This window comes from Rhizobium sp. Nf11,1 (genome assembly GCF_050587665.1).
Taxonomy (GTDB): domain Bacteria; phylum Pseudomonadota; class Alphaproteobacteria; order Rhizobiales; family Rhizobiaceae; genus Rhizobium.
This window is the reverse complement of sequence record NZ_JBOBHU010000014.1, coordinates 128,148-145,018: the sequence shown is the minus strand read 5'-3', so window position 1 is coordinate 145,018 and position 16,871 is coordinate 128,148. Positions and strand designations below refer to the sequence as shown.

Below are 16,871 nucleotides of genomic sequence, written 5' to 3'. Positions count from 1 at the left end.
AGGTCATTGACGAAGTAATTGCACGGGCCTCACGCCCATTTGAAGCGACGAACGATTGTCGGGATTTGATAACAGGAACGCCAATATGCCGATTTTGAACAGAGCCGCCGAATTGCAGGACGAAGTCGCCGAATGGCGCCACCATATCCATGCCCGGCCCGAGCTTCTTTTCGCGGTGGAAAACACGGCCGCTTTCGTCGCTGAGAAACTCAAGCAATTCGGGGTTGACGAGATCGTCACCGGCATCGGCCGCACCGGCGTCGTCGGCCTGATCAAGGGCAAGGGCGAAGGTCGCCGCACGATCGGCCTGCGCGCCGACATGGATGCCCTGCCGCTGACTGAGATCACCGGTAAGCCCTGGGCTTCGAAGACGCCGGGCAAGATGCATGCCTGCGGACATGACGGCCACACCGCCATGCTGCTCGGCGCCGCGAAATATCTCGCCGAAACCCGCAATTTCAATGGTAATGTCGCCGTCATCTTCCAGCCCGCCGAAGAAGGCGGCGGCGGCGGCAATCTGATGGTCAAGGATGGCATGATGGAGCGCTTCGGGATCGAAGAAGTCTACGGCATGCACAACCTGCCGGGCCTGCCTGTGGGACAGTTTGCGATCCGCAAGGGCGCCATCATGGCGGCAACCGACGAATTCACCGTCACCATCAAGGGCCGCGGCGGCCACGCCGCCCAGCCGCACCGGACGATCGACCCGATCGCCATCGCCGCCCAGATCGTCGGCAATCTGCAGATGATCGCCTCGCGCACCGCCGACCCGATCCGCTCGGTCGTCGTTTCGGTGACCAAGTTCAATGCCGGTTTCGCCCATAACGTCATCCCGAACGATGCGACCTTCGCCGGCACCGTTCGCACCCTCGACCCTGAGATGCGCACACTTGCCGAGACGCGCTTTCGGCAGATCATCGAGGGCCTGGTCGCGGCTCATGGGGCCGAGGCCGAAGTCAGCTTCAACCGCAACTATCCCGTCACCGTCAACCATCCCGATGAAACCGAGCACGCGGTCGCCACTGCGAGCGCCATTGCCGGCGAAGCAAACGTCAATGCCGAAATCGATCCGATGATGGGCGGCGAGGACTTCTCCTATATGCTGAACGCCCGTCCCGGCGCCTTCATCTTCATCGGCAACGGCGACAGCGCTGGCCTCCACAACCCGGCCTACGACTTCAACGACGAAGCCATCGCCCACGGCATCTCCTACTGGGTGCGCCTTGCCGAACAACGCCTCGGGCTTTGACAAGAATTAAGGCTTGGCTTCGCGCCAAGCCTTTTGTATGCATGGCATCCAAGTGGTCCCGTAGCTCAGCAGGATAGAGCATCAGATTCCTAATCTGGGGGTCGCGCGTTCGAATCGCGCCGGGATCACCATTCTCAAACGCTGAGCCATATGGCCACTGCGGGAATGGGTGGAATGACTGATCTCGTCTTGTAGATCGCCGCTGAAGGCTTTGCCTCGTTTCAAGCTCGCGGTACCTGACGATAGGCTCCTCGTCTTCTTATGATCCGCCGTGCCCCTAATCCCAGCAACGCCGCCACAACCGATCCGCCGACAAAACCGATTGCGCCCCAGACGAGGCCGGCAAAGCTCATCGGCACCCCAGGCACGAAGTCGCGCCAGGTATTGGCGAAAACCACATCATCCGCATTCCCTAGCAGCACGAAGGGCTTGGCGACGGGGGCGGCGGCGCCGAGTTTCAGTTGCTGCGACTGCAGCGTTTCGTAACGCGCGATCGTGCTCTGCATCGAGACGCCGCGGTCGCGCAGGAAATCGTCGGAAGATTGGGCATAGGCGTTCAGCGCCTGCTCGCGGTCGAGCTGATGCTGGGCGGCTTGGCGGTTGAAGTCCTCGACGATGACACGCAGCTCATCGATCGCGCCGCCGATCCGCTGGCGATATTGCTGCGCAAATTCAGGCGCTTGCGAAAAGACCGTGCCGCCGGCAAGTCCGGCGACAAGGGCGATGATCCTTGCAATCTGTCCCACGTCCGTGGTCTCCGGCTGTTTCCTGCGCTAACGATCCGCGGCCGCAAAGGTTTCTGCCTTCGACACAATCGGTAACGCTATGTGATTGAACCGGCGGCGCTTCCGGCGAGTTGAGACTATGACCAACTCAGAAAGAGAGGCTCGTCATGAAACAGTTCATTCTTGCTTGCACGCTCGCTGCAGCGTCCGTCCTTTCCGCCATGCCGTCCCAGGCGGCAAGCGTGACTATCACCACCGATAACCCGCGTCCTTATTACGGCGATTTGGAGCGTCCTTATTATCGCGATTCGGAGCGCCCTTATTATCGCCACCGGCCCTACTACCGCCATCACATGATGCGCCGCGTCTCCGATGATTGCTTCACCAAGACGGAAAGAATCCGCCGTCACGGCCATACGATCATCAAGGAGACCCGGATCTGCCGATAAGGCGGTCCATGCACGAAAAGCCCGGCCGCTCCTCCCCAGCCGGGCTCTTCACCTTTCCGCTGATCAGGAACTTCGCAACATCGGCTGCGTTTATCGCGAAAACGGGAGAACTCATCATGCGTATCAAGATGACTCTTTTGGCAATCGCCTATGTCGCCGTCAGCGCTCTGCTGCTCGCCATCGCGTATCAGCCGCAGGGGTCGGTGGCCACAGCGAAGACCGATCGCCTGGAAGGCGCGTCCTTCCTCGTCGAGCGCTTCGCCGGTTGATCAGCCGAGCGCCGGCGTAGAGGCCGGCGCTCGCAAGCGGGACGCGTTTCGCTAATATCAATGCGGGTTGCCGACGGCAGACCCGCTGAGCAGGATTCGGTTCTGCACCGCGGTCACGCCCTCGACCGCCCGGGCGACGGCGGTTGCCCGTTCGATTTCCCCGACCGTACCGACGGTGCCTGTCAACACGACCTGATCTTCCTCCATCGTCACTTCCACATCCGACGCATCGATGCCGCCGGCAATTGCCAATGCATTGGCGACGGCGGCCTCGAGAGATGCGCGATTGGCGATCTCCGCTTCCACTTCGGGCGCAAGCCCGTGAAATGTCGGCTCTTTGAAAACCATATTCCGTCCCTCCGAAAAATCTCAAGAAGAAACGCCATCGGCCTGGTTTGGTTTCCTGCGTTACCAGCTGACGCGATAGCGGAGATTGACGCTGCTCGCCTCATCAGGCGAGAACGGATTGCTGACCGAGGCATCGAGGTTGAGGTTCGGCAGGATCGCCTGGTCGACCGCCACCGTGCTCGAGAAGTCGCCGCTGGCATTGCTGACCCCGGCGCCTGCCGAAAGCGAGGTTCCCGTCCAGGGATGGATCAACTTCAGCGCCTGTGACGCCGTCACCGAAGTCTCCCTGGCATCGACCGGGTCGTAACGGACGCTCAGGGAGCGGCTCGATTGCATGTCGAGCGAATCCGACAGGATCCAGCTGCGCGAGCGGCTGAGCGTCAGAGCCCCGCTGCCGCGCAGCGTATCGACGCTGACCCTGGCGCCCTGCTGCGATTGGCCTGCCGGCGTAACGCTCGTCTTGCTGATCCTGCCCCAGAGCATGGCCTGTTCGGAATCGGGTAGCGGCGCGCCGCCTTTTGTCGCTGCCAATGCGAGATCGGCGCCGGCGCTCGCCTCCCATTCCGCCGGCAGACGAAAACCCATCGTTGCCTTGTATGATCGATCGGAGACTTTGGCAGGCGACCAGATCAACAGGTCGTCCGCCTTCGCGGTCGCGGTCAGCGAAAGCACGATGGCGAAAAGAATGATGGCTATTCTGAATATCGTCATGTGTTACGATCGTTTTGACCTGACACGTGCTGCCTCATCGAATGGCACGATACCGCACCAAAGTGCCGCAGCGAACACGGACAGGCAGCACGGCCAAGCCGTTCATCCCGATGTCATCCTCGATTTAGTGTTTGGCCGAAAAAGCCGAGGGCAGCCAGGTGCCCGTTTTTCAATGGCCGCCGCAGCGCCCCGCCCATGCGCCGACGAGCGGCGGCAGGGGAATCACATCCTTTCAGGAATGTCATGAGGATCACACCCCGCCGCCGCTCTGTAAACCCCCGAGGAGCTGAAATCTGCTGCACCGCACACTTGCCGCACCCTCCAAACCCTAGTAGAGCCTGAGCCTACGAGAGACATTTTTCGCGAAATTCCAAATGATGACCGGCAAAACCGCGCCGCGGCGCATCAGCATCTTCGGCTCGACCGGGTCGATCGGCCGCAATACCCTCAATGTCGTCGAACATCTGGGCGGGCGGGAGAACTTCGAAATTTCCGTTCTGACAGGCAACGGCAATGTCCAGCTGCTCGCCCGGCAGGCCAGATCCTTCGGCGCGCGGCTGGCGGTGACGGCAAACGACCGGCATTATGAAGCGCTGAAGGGCGAACTTTTCGGCAGCGGCATCGCGGTCGCGTCGGGGAAATCCGGCCTGATGGAAGCGGCCGACCGCGAAGCCGACTGGGTGATGGCGGCAATCGTTGGCACGGCGGGTCTGGCGCCGACGCTTGCCGCTGCGCGCCGTGGCGCTGATATCGCCCTTGCCAACAAGGAATGTCTGGTCTCGGCCGGCGATCTCTTCATCGGGGCGATCCGCGCCGGCGGCGGCAAGCTGCTTCCCGTCGACAGCGAGCACAATGCGATTTTCCAGGTGCTGGAAGAAAACCAGCGCCATGCCGTCGAGCGCGTCATCCTGACCGCCTCGGGCGGTCCCTTCCGTACCGCCTCGTTGAAGGAGATGGCCGATGTGACGGTGGAAACCGCACGCGCCCATCCGAACTGGTCGATGGGCTTGAAGATCTCGATCGACAGCGCCTCGATGTTCAACAAGGCGCTGGAAATGATCGAAGCCCGCCATCTTTTCGGACTGAGGCCCGAGCAGATCGAGGTGATCTTCCATCCGCAGTCGATCATCCATTCCATGGTGGGTTATACCGACGGTTCGGTGCTGGCGCAGCTCGGCGCGCCTGATATGCGCACCGCCATCGGTTACGCGCTGTCCTTTCCGCGCCGGCCGAACCTGCCGGTCGAGCGGCTCGATTTCGCCAAGCTCGCGAGGCTGGATTTCGAAGCGCCGGATGAGGTGCGGTTTCCCGCCTTGCGGCTGGCGCGCCTTGCGATGACGCGCGGCGGCGTTCAGGGCGCGGTGCTGAACGCCGCCAAGGAAGTGGCGCTCGAGGCCTTCATCGAGGGGCGCCTCTCCTTCCTCGCCATGGCCGAGGTCACCGAGAGGGTCATGGATGACCTGGCCCACCTGCCGCCGGCTGCCGGCATGGACGATGTCTTCAACGCCGACCGGCAAGCCCGGCAGCGCGCGGCGGCGCTGCTGAAACTCGATCTCGTCGGTTGAGAGCTCGGTCGGCTAGCGCAGCCGATTGCCGTGCTCGTCGAACAATCGGCAATTCGAGGGCTCGAACTGCAGGCTGACCTCTTCGCCGGCCGCAATGCTGGTCGGCGACCGGTGCTCGACGGTGAGCGACTGACCATCGCCGAGCTGGCAATAGAGATACTGCGTTCCGCCGAGATACTCCGAAAAATCGACTCTTGCCCTCAGGCTGCCATTGAGCTCGGGCGCCACTTTCAGATGCTCCGGCCGCAGACCGAGCGTCACGGCCGCACCGGCCAGCCTGTCTTTCGCCAGCAGGCCGCTTTCGACGCGCCCGCCGGCGATATCGACCAGGCCGCCTTCGCCCCATCGGGCGTTCAGGAGATTCATCCTCGGCGAGCCGATGAAACCCGCCACGAACGTGTTCGACGGATTCTCGTAGATTTCCCGCGGCGTTCCGGCCTGCTCGACGCGGCCGTCGCGCAGCACGACGATCTTGTCGGCGAGCGTCATCGCCTCGGTCTGATCATGCGTGACATAGATCATCGTATTGCCGAGTTCGCGATGAAGGCGGGCGATCTCGATGCGCATGGACACACGCAGCTCCGCATCGAGATTGGACAGCGGTTCGTCGAACAGGAAAACATCGGGCTCGCGCACGATCGCCCGGCCGATCGCCACGCGCTGGCGCTGGCCGCCGGAAAGCTGGCCGGGGCGCCGGTCGAGCAGATGGTCGATCTTCAGGATCGCCGAGGCTGCCTTGACGCGCGCCTCGATCTCCGCACCATTCGTACGCGCCATCTTCAGGCCGAAGGCCAGGTTGTCGCGCACGCTCATATGCGGATAGAGCGCGTAGGATTGGAAGACCATGGCGATGCCGCGCTCGGACGGATCGAGATCCGTGACAACACGTCCCTTGATCTCGATCTCGCCCTCGGTCACGTCCTCCAGGCCGGCGATCATGCGAAGCAACGTCGATTTTCCGCAGCCGGACGGCCCGACGAAGACGACGAATTCGCCCTCCTCGATCGTCAGGTCGATGCCATGGACCACCTGCAGATTGCCATAGCTTTTTCGCACGTCCTGAAGGACGACGCTCTTGTTACCCATACCGTTCGTCATCCCCAAACGACCTACTTGTCCGCCTGGACCCAGACGAGCATCTCTCCGGGCGCGCGGTTGTCCCAGAGATGATAGGGCACGAAGCGTGCTGTGGCGACCCGCCTTTCGGCCGGCGCCTTGCGGTAGAGCGATGTGCCCCAATTCGATGTTTCCTCACGCTCGACCTTGAGATCGAGAGCGACGGCATCATTGAGGTCCTTCAGCACGACGGTTTCGGCGGCCGACAGGTCGCGGGGCAGAACGATGGTGTTGAGGTCCTCGCCATTGTCCGTTGTCTCGACGCAATAGACGAGCGGACCGCGCATCAAGGCGACGCGGCCGGCATCCTGGCGCACTTTCGGATTGGCATATTGCGGACGAAGCGCCAGCGGCAGGTAGACGGCCACCTCATCACCGTCCGCCCATTCGCGGTCGATCCTCGCATATCCGTCGCGGACATGGGCACCGAGGTCGAGCATCGCCCCGTTGACGCTGAGGGTTGCGCCCTCTGCCCAATCCGGGATGCGCAGCGACAGCGCGAACCGAGCCGGCTTTGCCAGCTTGACAGTGAAGGCGACCGCGCCGTCCCACGGATAATTGGTGCGCTGCTCCAGCGCCAACTCGGCACCATTGGCAAGCTTCAGCCGGGCGGTGCTTTCGCCATAGAGATGGACGGCGATCTCATCATCGGCAACCGCATACATGTATGAGCCGATCGACGTCACCAGACGGGCGATGTTCGGCGGGCAGCAGGGGCAATGGTGCCACTTCCAGCGGTGGTGCTTGCCCGCACTTTCGAGCGGATTGTCATAGAAGAAGGTCTTGCCGTCTGTGGAAAGACCCGGCAGCGCGCCGTTATAAAGCGCCTGCTCCATGATATCGGCATAGCGCCGGTTCGGTCCGCGCCCGAGCATGCGGCTCGCCCAAAAGACCAGGCCGACGGAGGCGCAGGTTTCCGCATAGGCCGTGTCGTTGGGCAGATCGTAATAATCGGTGAAGCCTTCGTTAGAGGCGGCCGGGCCGATGCCGCCGGTGATGTACATCTGCTTGGTCGTCAGATCGTCCCAGAGCGTTTCCAGCGCCGCCGTCAGGCTGTCGTCCTTGTATTCGGTGGCGATATCGGCCATGCCGGAATAGAGGTACATGGCGCGCACGGCATGGCCGACCACCTTCGTCTGTTCGCGCACCGGCAGGTGCGCCTGGCCATATTCATAGGTCTTCTGATGGAAGTCGGCAGCGCTGCGGCCGTCGCGAGCGGCTTCCGCCGTGAAGAAGTGCGGCTCGGTGCCGCGCTCGTCGATGAAGTATTTCGACAGGTCGAGATATTTCTTCTCGCCGGTCACCCGGGCGAGCTTGACCAATGCCAGCTCGATTTCCTCATGGCCGCAATAGCCTGGGATCTGCCCCTCGCCATGGCCGAAAACCTTGATCATGTAATCGGCGTAGCGGCACATGATGTCGAGCAGCTTGCGCTTGCCGGTCGCCTGATAATAGGCGACCGCGGCTTCCATCAGATGGCCCGCGCAATAAAGCTCGTGATGGTCGCGCAGATTGGTCCAGCGGCGGGATGGCTCGACGCGCTGGAACCAGGCGTTCAGATAGCCGTCCTTGTCCTGCATCCGCTCATACATGTCGATGATCTCATCGGCGCGCGCCTCGAGCTTCGGGTTCGGCCGGCGATAAAGCGAGTAGGCGATCGTCTCGATCGACTTGCCGAGATCGGAATCCCAGAACATCTGCGTCGTCCCGCCCCAGGGCTGAATGGGAATGACAACGCCCGGGCTCGGCTGGTTGACGTCGATCGCTTTCAACATCCCGGCCTCGACGCAGCGGTCGAGCAGGGTCTCGGCGGTGGAATTGCAGACGGCGTCCTGCCACTTGCCCCAGAAGCCGCCGAGCTCGACATCGGGAACGGCGACGGGACGAAACTGGCGGTCATTGCTTGACTTGGTCATGGGCTCTACCTTGAGCATGATGCCGAAAAGTGTGAGCGGTTTTCGGACGACATCATGCTCTAACTATTTAATTTAGAACAGGATTCAGATTTTAGGCCGACGGCCTAAAATCATCCTGTTCTTGCGATCATTTCACCGCGCCGGCCATCAGCCCGCGCATGTAGTAGCGTTGCAGGAGCAGGAAGACGATCAGGCAGGGGATCGTCATGACGACGACACCAGCCTGCACCGCTCCCCAGTTGATGGCGCCGAGCCGTCCGGCGCGAACTGCCGTCATCAGTACCGGCAGGGTGTATTTCTCATTGCTGGAAAGCAGCACGAGCGCAGCGAGAAACTCGTTCCAGGCATTGAGGAAGGCGAAGATCGCCACCGTCGCGACACCGGGCAGCACCAGCGGCAGCAGGACGCGCGCCAGCAGCCTCAGATCGCGCGCACCGTCGATGCGCGCTGCCTCTTCGATCTCCTTGGGCACGGCGTCGAAGGCATTGCGCATCATGAAAACGGAGAAGGGCAGTTGCAGCGTCACATAGACGAGCGTCAGCCCGAGCAGCGAATTGTTGAGGCCGAGTTTTGCCAGGATGATGAAGAGCGGCGTCAGGATCGACTGGAACGGGATCATCAGCGTAGCAATGATCAGCACGAACAGTGCATTCTTCATCGGGAAGCGATAACGCGAGAAGCCATAGCCGGCGAGCAGGCTGACGATGACGGTCAGCACCACAGTGGCGACCGAAACGAACAGCGAATTGATCATGTGCCGCCAGATGCCGGCGCCGAACGTATCGAGCAGCGCATAGGCATCGAAGCTGATGCCGGATGTCGGCCACGGCAGCAAGGGCGGCAGGCTGGCTTCGGCACCCTGCCGGAAGGAAGCGAGCAGCGTGACCGCGAACGGCGCCAGGAAGAAGATGGAGATGGCGATGCCTGTCAGATGATAGGCCGACTTCGTGCGGATGGCCTTGCGGGCGCGGCGTTGCCTTGAGGTTGTCATGGACGCTCCTCCCCGACGCGCAGCAGCCAGAGCTGGACGATGCTGATGGCGACCAGAATTGCGAGGAGCGCAATCGAGAGGGCCGCGCCATAGCCGAGATTGAAGGAGACGAAGGACTGGTTGAAGATGTAATAGACCACCGAGATCATCTTGTTCTGCGGTCCACCGGCCGTCATGATATAGAACTGGTCGAAGGCGAGGATCGAGCCGGTAACCGAGACGATCAGGGCTAGCGCGATCGTCTTGCGCATCAGCGGCAGCGTCAGGTGCCGGAAGCGCTGCCAGCGGCCGGCGCCGTCGATGCGGGCCGCCTCCGTCAGCTCGGATGGAATGGCCTGCAGCCCGGTCAGCAGAATGATCATGGTGAAGCCGGCGATCTTCCAGACGACCATCACCACGACCGTCAGAAAGGCGGTGTCGAAGGTCGCAAGCAGGTTGGGGCTCTTTTCCAGAAGACCGAGTGCTTTCAAGGCTGGGCCGATGAAGCCGCTATCGACATTGGCAAGCCAGACCCAGAGCAGCGAGGCCGTGGCAAGGCCGACCACGACCGGCAGGAAGATGATCGTGCGGTAGGCGCTGACGAACTGCCGTTCCTTTTCGACGAAGATCGCCAGCGGAAAGGCGACAGCGAAGATCGCGACAGTGACGATCACGGTGTAATAGGCGGTGAAATTCAGTGCCGCCATGAAACGGGTGTCGTTGAACATACGGAAATAATTGTTGAAGCCGATCCAGCGCGACGCTCCCATCAGCGGCCAGTTGTGAAGGCTCATCCACCCCGTGAAGAGAACCGGCATGACGAAGAAGACGATGACCAGCGCCATGGCCGGCGCGATGTAGAGCGGGCCGCGCCAATTCGATCTGCGCCGCCGCTTTCGCCGGGGCAATAGGATATTCGAACCGGAACCGGTCATCGAAACGCTCCGCATCTGTCAATTGAAAATGGCCGGGAAGCTGCCACCGCTCCCCGGCCGCGGCCTTGGGAGAGTTATTGGCCGCTATCGATGATCGACTGCATTTCGGACTGGGCGCTCGAGAACGCGCCGTCGACATCGTCGCCGAAGATCGCCGCGTTGGTGAAGCTTGCCCATGGGCCGTTGGCGCTGTTGATCAGGTCGTTGAATTGCAGCGTATAGGGCGTCTTGGCAACGCTGATCGCCTTGAGGCCGACCTGCATGCGCGGATCGAGACCTTCCAGCACCTTACCGGCGATGTCGCCGCGGGTCGGCAGGCTGCCATATTTCGCCATCACCTTCTGGCCGTCCTCGGAATAGATATATTCGAGGAACTCCTTCACGGCGTCGATCTTCTTGGTGCCCTTGGTGATGACGAAGTTGTCGCCGCCGGCAAAGGAGGAAGGCTTGCCGTCGACCCCGGGGATGAGGGTCACACCGAAATTGATCTCGGGATGCTGGGTCACCAGCGTGCCGATGGCAAAGGCGCCGAGGCTCTGCTGGCCGATCTTGCCGTTGGTGAAGGTCAGGAAGTTCGTACCGTTGTCGCTGGCCGCACCCGCCGGCACGAGGTCCTTTTTGACCATGTTGCGGTAGATGTCGACGGCCTTGCGCATCTGAGGCGTATCGAGCGTCGCCGTCTTGCTGTCGGCCGACAGGATGTCGGCGCCCGCACCCCAGACGAGCGGCGTGAAGGTGAAGATCATGCAGCCACCGCAGCCGCCGCCGGAGAAATAGAAGCCGTAGGTGTCGTCACCGAGTGCCCGGATCTTCTCCGCATTGGCGGTGATTTCATCCCAGTTCGCCGGCGCCTTCTCCGGATCGAGACCGGCCTTCTTGTAGAGATCCTTGTTCCAGGCGAAGACCGATGTCTCGACGGAGAGCGGCAGGCCGTAGATCTTGTCCTGATAGGTGCCGAGGCGGACATGCGACGGCGAAAGCGAGTTGAAATAGGGCAGCGACTTCGCCCAGTCCGTCAGGTCTTCGAGCTGGCCGGCCGCGGCAAAGGCAGGATTGTAGATGAGGTCCATCGACAGCGCGTCGGGCGCCTGTCCGCCGGCGATTGCCGTCGCATATTTCTGCACCAGCTCGGAGAACGGCACTTCGGTCATTACGACCTTGTTCTCGTGGCTGGAATTATAGGCTTCGACGACCTTCTTGAAGGCGTCGCCGATCCCCGAGCGGACCCACATTTCGACGTTTTCGGCCGCCGATGCAGCCGACACCATGCACAAAGTAGCGATGCCGGTCGCAGCCAATAGACGCTTGATCATGACACTCCTCCCAATATGGCGCATCTCCTCGCGCCTTTGCTCATTTCCCTGATCTCATTCCTCGGGAGGCCTACCCCCGCATGACCGCCGGACAACGAGCCGGCAGGGCAATTTTCTCACTCCCGGCTCGACGGGCCGTCCTTCCGCAAGCGCCAGCACGGTCAATCCGGCCTGCCGCCCCAGCTCCTTCAGCTCCATATCCACCGTCGTCAGCGGCGGCCGCGTCTGGGCCGCGACAATCTCCCAGTTGTCGAAGCCGATCACCGAGACGTCCTGCGGCACCTTGACGCCGCGCTCGCGCAGCGCATCCACCGCACCACGGGCGATCTGGTCGTTGCCGCAGAAGAGCGCATCGGGCTTTTCGCCCGGCCTCTTCCAAAGCTGCTCCACCGCCTCATGGCCCCAGCTCTCCGACCAGATGCCGTAGAGCACCGGCTCGCGGTGGCCCGCTACCTGACGATAGGCCCCGGCCCGCTCCCGCACCGAAAAGAAGTCCTCCGGCCCGGTGATATGCGCAATCCGCCGCCGCCCGATCGTCACGAGCCATTCCACCGCCAATCTCGCACCCTGCTCGTCGTCCGAACGGAAAGTAACGCTGTTTGGCGTCCCCTCGGTGAAGGCATAGACGACAGGCACATGCAAATTCGACAGGTCGACAGGCAGACGCTTGTCCAGCCGCTTGCCGGTTGCGATGATACCGTCGACCTGCTTGTCCAGCATCGCATCGACATGGATCTGGGCGAGTGCCGGATCGTCTTCGATGGCGCACAGGAAAACCGAGACGCCATGATCGACGAGAGCGTCCGAAATACCCGCCATCACAGGCAGCGTGAAACGGCCGTAGGTGTCGTTCGTCAGCAGCCCGATGGTGAAGCTGCGCTTGCTGAGAAGACCTCTTGCCAGCGCATTCGGCCGATATCCGATTTCGCCGGCAATCCGCTTAACGCGCTCGCGGGTTTCTGCCCCCATCCGGCCGGTGTCGTTGAGCGCCTTCGACGCCGTCGAGATGCTCACGCCGGCAGCCGACGCGACCTCATGGATGGTGATCCTGCCTCTTTTTCCTCCCGATATGTTCAGGCCTTCCTCCTTCTCAAGTGGCTTGAGAAAAGCTTTTACCAATCTTTCTGTCAAGTGAGAAAAGGTTTTCTCATGCAATTCGGGAGGCGGGCGGCGAGGCATGGATTGTCTGGAAGGAAGGCCTAGAAACGGGCGATGCGAATCCATCGGACCGGATTGCAATGCGTCACTCATCGTAGAGCGACGGGGCAGCGCTGGATAATGTTAATCAGCTAATGAATGTGGAACGAACAACCGCCGTCAGAACCCGATGGAGGTTCTGATTCGCGGAGCTAGAACTCAAGCGATCGCTAGATCAGGCGACGTGCCTTGCCAGCGCGCAACGCGACCAGAGCGAATGCAGGGCGTCGACGAGATGGGCGATATCGGCGTCGGAATGCAGCGGCGTCGGGGTGATGCGCAGTCGCTCGGTCTTCTTCGGCACGGTGGGATAGTTGATCGGCTGGACATAGACGCGGCAATTGTCGAGCAGCAGGTCGGAGATCCACTTGCACTTGGCGGCATCGCCGACCATCACCGGTACGATATGGCTGGGATTGTGCATATGCGGAATGCCGCGCTGGTCGAGCAGCGAGCGCAACTTGCGCACCCGGTCCTGATGGCGGGCGCGCTCGAATTGGCTGACCTTCAGATGCTGGATCGAGGCCACCGCACCGGCGGCGAGCGCCGGCGGCAGCGCCGTGGTGAAGATGAAGCCGGAGGCGAAGGAGCGGATGAAATCGCACAGCGCCGCGGAGGCGGCGATATAGCCGCCCATCACCCCGAAGGCCTTGCCGAGCGTGCCCTCGATCACCGTCAGCCGGTCCATCAGCCCCTCGCGCTCGGCGATGCCGCCGCCGCGCGGGCCGTACATGCCGACCGCATGCACCTCGTCGAGATAGGTCATCGCGCCGTATTTGTCGGCCAGATCGCAGATCTCCTTGATCGGAGCGATATCGCCATCCATCGAATAGACGCTCTCGAAGGCGATCAGCTTCGGCGCCCTCGGATCGACGGCCTTGAGCTTGGCCTCGAGATCGGCGACGTCATTGTGTTTCCAGATCACCTTGTCGCATTTGGAATGACGGATGCCCTCGATCATCGAGGCGTGGTTCAGCGCGTCGGAGAAGATGATCAGGCCGGGGATCTTGGCGCCGAGCGTGCCGAGGGCTGCCCAGTTGGAGACATAGCCCGAGGTGAAGATCAGTGCTGCTTCCTTGCCGTGCAGATCGGCAAGCTCACGCTCGAGCAGAACGTGATAGTGGTTGGTGCCAGAAATATTCCGGGTGCCTCCCGCACCCGCGCCACAGTGGTCGATGGCGGCCTTCATCGCCTCGATCACCTTCGGGTTCTGGCCCATACCGAGATAGTCGTTGGAGCACCAGACCGTGACTTCCTTCTCGCCATCGGCCGTATGGCGCGTCGCACGGGGAAAATTGCCGCGGTGACGTTCGAGATCGGCAAAAACGCGGTAGCGGCCCTCGGCATGAAGCCCGTCAAGCTCGTTTTTGAAAAATGCTTCGAAATCCATCATATGCTCCAGAATCACGCGGCCGTTCTTGCCGATCGGACGTCCGCGCGTCAATGCTTACCCTTTGGTTTAACATCAACTGCGGCAAAAGGCCCAGTTTTTTGAATGATTCCAGACAAAAAAATACGTGCGCCACAATCAATGGGGCCATGCGGCAAAAGCGCCCGACATAGGCGCAAAATCCGCAAGGCCCGCAACACCCCTTCAACGCAAAAAAATCCGGACAAGAGTGGACAACCCTTTCTTCCGACATAGTTTTCGAGCTAGCGTGCCAAAAAACAATAGGGACGGCCTATGCCCATTGGGCGACAACCCAGGAGAAAAGAGATGAAAAAAGCTGTCATACTCGCATTGATCGGCCTGTCGGTCGCAAGCTGCACACCGACCCAGCAGGGCGCCGGCATCGGTGCTGCATCCGGCGCAGTCATTGGCGGTGCAGTCACCGGCAATGTCCGAGGTGCGGCGGTCGGCGCCGCCATCGGCGGCGTGTCGGGCGCCCTGATCGGCAGCGTCGCGGAACAGCCCGGCCAGTGCTACTATCGCGACCGCTATGGCCGCCGCTACATCGACGCTTGCCCGCGCTGAGAGCGCTGACAAAGCGGCAAAACAGGAAATCCCGGACACACATCCGGGATTTTTTGTACTGAATTAGTGCGTGGGCAATTTAAAATGGTACACCCTGCGCGATTTTGCCGCTAAGCTGTTCACGGCTGGGCAACGAAGCTTCATGTAGGCGTAACCAAAAGCAGCGGATGCGGATTAGAGGGACAAGTCCGAAAATAGGTTTTGCGTATCGGCGAACAGGCACCATGATGGTGGTCGCAGCGGCAGCTGCTTTCTCACCGGTCCTGATCGGCGATGCTTACGCCTTCAAGCTTTTCGGCATCACCATCTTCGGCAAGGAGGAGGACGAGAGCGAACAGGTGCCCGATCCGGTGCGCTATCAAGTCGACCTGAAGGCCGACACCGCCGATCCCGATCTTAAGGAAGCGCTCGAAAACAGCTCCCGCCTCGTCAGCGACCAGAAGCAGCCAGTCTCCGGCGATCTCGGCATCGTCGTCAAGGCGCGTGACGACCGCGAGCGCCTGATCGCCGCGCTCTATGAAAAGGCCCGTTACGGCGGCGTGGTGACGATCACCATCGATGGCAAGGATATCGACGATCTGCCGCCCAACCCGACATTCGACCGCTCCGGGCCGGTTCCCGTCGCCGTCAAAATAACCCCCGGCCCGGTTTTCAGGGTCAGAGAGGTGCAGTTCGGCGGCGACGCCGCGGATCGCAATCCCGCCGATTACGACCTTGCCCCCGGCGCAGAGGCCGGCTCGCTCGCCATCATCAAGGCCGGCGACAAGATTGTCGAACAGTTGAAAAGTGAAGGCCGGCCCTTCGCCAAATTGACCGAACGCAAGGTCGTCGCCGATCACAGGAGCGATACGGTCGACATCGTGCTTGCTGCCGAAGGTGGGGCTGTCGCCCCGATCGGCGACGTCGGGGTCACCGGCGAAAAAACCGTGCGGCCCGGTTTCATCCAGCGTTATTCCCGGCTGAACAAAGGGGACGCCTATTCGCCGGAAAGGCTGAAGAAGGCCGGCGAGCGGCTTCGCGCCCTCGGCGTCTTTTCGAGCGTCACCATTCATGAGGGCGATGTGCTGGCGCCTGATGGTACGCTGCCGATGACGATCGAGGTGTCCGAAGGCAAGAGGCGTTATTTCGGCGTCGGCGCGCAATATTCCACCACCGACGGCCTCGGCATCCAGGGTTATTGGGGCCACCGCAACCTGTTCGGCGAGGCCGAGACGCTGAGAATCGAAGGTTCGGTCTCGCGGCTCGGCGAAACAACCGATGTCGGCAGCCTCGACTACTCCGCCGGCATCCTCTTCACCAAGCCCGGCGCCTTCTTCCCGGCCGCCACGCTGAAGGCCGGCATCGTCGCCAAGACCCAGAACCCGGACGCTTATAATGCGACGCTCGTCACCGCCTCGCTTGGCCTTTCCTATGAACTGACCGACAAGGACACGGTGTCGGCGAGCGGCGAAGTCAGCTGGGAGCGTGATGACGACGCCTTCGGCACCAATGACTATCTGACCATCGCCCTGCCGCTTCAATATGATCGTGACGCACGCGACGACAAGTTCAATCCGACCGAAGGCTATCGGGCGACAGCATCGGCAAAGCCCGGCTACGAGATCTTCAACGCCACACCCTACGCGGCATTCGAGGGCTCGATCTCCGGCTATCTGCCCTTCGGCGCCGAGGACCGCCTCGTGCTTGCCGGCAAGATCGCCGCCGGCGTGCTGATCGGCGGCGGCGGGATCGAGGACATTCCTGCCACGCAGCGTTTTTTCGCCGGCGGCGGCGGTTCAGTGCGCGGATATAGCTATCAGGAGATTTCGCCTTACAATAACAATGGCGATGCCACCGGCGGCCGCTCCTATGTGACCGGGTCGTTGGAGGCCCGCTTCAAGATCACCGATACAATCGGCCTCGTGCCCTTCATCGATGTCGGCACCGTATCGGATAGCACCTTCCCGGGTTTTTCCGATATCCGCGCCGGCGCCGGCGCGGGAATACGATATGCCACACCTTTCGGGCCGTTGCGGCTTGATTTTGCCGTGCCGCTGAACAAGTACGAAGATGGCACAGATTATGGAATTTATGCCGGCATCGGCCAATCCTTCTAGGGTTGCGATTCCGGCTTCTTCCGATCGATGGGCCGCA

The 16,871-nt window shown here is 61.6% G+C and carries 16 protein-coding genes and 1 tRNA gene; 7 read left to right on the top strand and 10 right to left on the bottom strand.

What is annotated here, in order from left to right:
- The first annotated feature begins 85 nt into the window (after positions 1 to 85).
- Both ACQ7C1_RS21050 and ACQ7C1_RS21045 read left to right on the top strand, forming a co-directional pair.
- Positions 86 to 1,249: a M20 aminoacylase family protein gene (locus tag ACQ7C1_RS21050; RefSeq protein ID WP_430959664.1), complete on the top strand. Its 1,164-nt coding sequence runs from the start codon at positions 86 to 88 to the stop codon at positions 1,247 to 1,249.
- A gap of 54 nt (positions 1,250 to 1,303) precedes the next feature.
- A tRNA-Arg gene (locus ACQ7C1_RS21045) sits at positions 1,304 to 1,380 on the top strand.
- Between the two features lie 90 nt (positions 1,381 to 1,470).
- Here the strand turns inward: ACQ7C1_RS21045 and ACQ7C1_RS21040 are convergent.
- Positions 1,471 to 1,995 (bottom strand): DUF2937 family protein, encoded by a 525-nt coding sequence (locus ACQ7C1_RS21040; protein ID WP_430959663.1) that lies wholly within the window; start codon positions 1,993 to 1,995, stop codon positions 1,471 to 1,473.
- Positions 1,996 to 2,141: 146 nt separating this feature from the next.
- Here ACQ7C1_RS21040 and ACQ7C1_RS21035 point away from each other — a divergent pair, with 146 nt between their 5' ends.
- Complete coding sequence (locus tag ACQ7C1_RS21035) at positions 2,142 to 2,423, top strand: hypothetical protein (RefSeq protein WP_085779661.1); 282 nt, start codon at positions 2,142 to 2,144, stop codon at positions 2,421 to 2,423.
- A 116-nt stretch (positions 2,424 to 2,539) separates the two neighbouring features.
- Positions 2,540 to 2,692, top strand: coding sequence for a hypothetical protein (locus ACQ7C1_RS21030; RefSeq protein ID WP_176536406.1), 153 nt, complete (start codon positions 2,540 to 2,542; stop codon positions 2,690 to 2,692).
- A 57-nt stretch (positions 2,693 to 2,749) separates the two neighbouring features.
- Here ACQ7C1_RS21030 and ACQ7C1_RS21025 read toward each other — a convergent pair whose 3' ends face one another.
- Entirely contained in the window at positions 2,750 to 3,040 is a 291-nt protein-coding gene (locus tag ACQ7C1_RS21025) for a BON domain-containing protein (RefSeq protein ID WP_097601551.1), read from the bottom strand.
- Positions 3,041 to 3,100: 60 nt separating this feature from the next.
- On the bottom strand, positions 3,101 to 3,751 hold the full coding sequence (locus tag ACQ7C1_RS21020) for a hypothetical protein (protein WP_430959662.1): 651 nt from the start codon (positions 3,749 to 3,751) through the stop codon (positions 3,101 to 3,103).
- 374 nt (positions 3,752 to 4,125) lie between these two features.
- On the opposite strand from ACQ7C1_RS21020, the gene dxr reads away from it, so the two are divergent.
- Entirely contained in the window at positions 4,126 to 5,316 is a 1,191-nt protein-coding gene (gene dxr, locus ACQ7C1_RS21015) for a 1-deoxy-D-xylulose-5-phosphate reductoisomerase (protein WP_430959661.1), read from the top strand.
- A 12-nt stretch (positions 5,317 to 5,328) separates the two neighbouring features.
- Here the strand turns inward: dxr and ACQ7C1_RS21010 are convergent, their stop codons facing one another.
- From ACQ7C1_RS21010 to hemA, 7 genes are all read right to left on the bottom strand, one after another.
- Positions 5,329 to 6,402, bottom strand: a complete 1,074-nt coding sequence (locus ACQ7C1_RS21010) for an ABC transporter ATP-binding protein (protein WP_430959660.1) — start codon at positions 6,400 to 6,402, stop codon at positions 5,329 to 5,331.
- Positions 6,403 to 6,425: 23 nt separating this feature from the next.
- Positions 6,426 to 8,348 carry a glycoside hydrolase family 127 protein gene (locus ACQ7C1_RS21005; protein WP_430959659.1) on the bottom strand — a complete coding sequence of 641 codons (1,923 nt, stop codon included), beginning with the start codon at positions 8,346 to 8,348 and terminating at the stop codon, positions 6,426 to 6,428.
- A gap of 127 nt (positions 8,349 to 8,475) precedes the next feature.
- On the bottom strand, positions 8,476 to 9,339 hold the full coding sequence (locus ACQ7C1_RS21000) for a carbohydrate ABC transporter permease (RefSeq protein WP_430959658.1): 864 nt from the start codon (positions 9,337 to 9,339) through the stop codon (positions 8,476 to 8,478).
- Positions 9,336 to 10,253 carry a carbohydrate ABC transporter permease gene (locus tag ACQ7C1_RS20995; RefSeq protein WP_183705322.1) on the bottom strand — a complete coding sequence of 306 codons (918 nt, stop codon included), beginning with the start codon at positions 10,251 to 10,253 and terminating at the stop codon, positions 9,336 to 9,338. The genes ACQ7C1_RS21000 and ACQ7C1_RS20995 overlap by 4 nt, the downstream gene beginning before the upstream one ends.
- 74 nt (positions 10,254 to 10,327) lie before the next feature.
- Complete coding sequence (locus ACQ7C1_RS20990) at positions 10,328 to 11,566, bottom strand: ABC transporter substrate-binding protein (RefSeq protein ID WP_430959657.1); 1,239 nt, start codon at positions 11,564 to 11,566, stop codon at positions 10,328 to 10,330.
- 54 nt (positions 11,567 to 11,620) lie between these two features.
- Positions 11,621 to 12,685, bottom strand: coding sequence for a LacI family DNA-binding transcriptional regulator (locus ACQ7C1_RS20985; RefSeq protein WP_430959656.1), 1,065 nt, complete (start codon positions 12,683 to 12,685; stop codon positions 11,621 to 11,623).
- Between the two features lie 253 nt (positions 12,686 to 12,938).
- Complete coding sequence (gene hemA / locus ACQ7C1_RS20980) at positions 12,939 to 14,153, bottom strand: 5-aminolevulinate synthase (protein WP_430959681.1); 1,215 nt, start codon at positions 14,151 to 14,153, stop codon at positions 12,939 to 12,941.
- Between the two features lie 327 nt (positions 14,154 to 14,480).
- On the opposite strand from hemA, the gene ACQ7C1_RS20975 reads away from it, so the two are divergent.
- Both ACQ7C1_RS20975 and ACQ7C1_RS20970 read left to right on the top strand, forming a co-directional pair.
- Positions 14,481 to 14,738, top strand: coding sequence for a YMGG-like glycine zipper-containing protein (locus tag ACQ7C1_RS20975; RefSeq protein WP_011427043.1), 258 nt, complete (start codon positions 14,481 to 14,483; stop codon positions 14,736 to 14,738).
- Between the two features lie 167 nt (positions 14,739 to 14,905).
- On the top strand, positions 14,906 to 16,834 hold the full coding sequence (locus ACQ7C1_RS20970; protein ID WP_430959655.1) for an autotransporter assembly complex protein TamA: 1,929 nt from the start codon (positions 14,906 to 14,908) through the stop codon (positions 16,832 to 16,834).
- Positions 16,835 to 16,871: the final 37 nt, after the last annotated feature.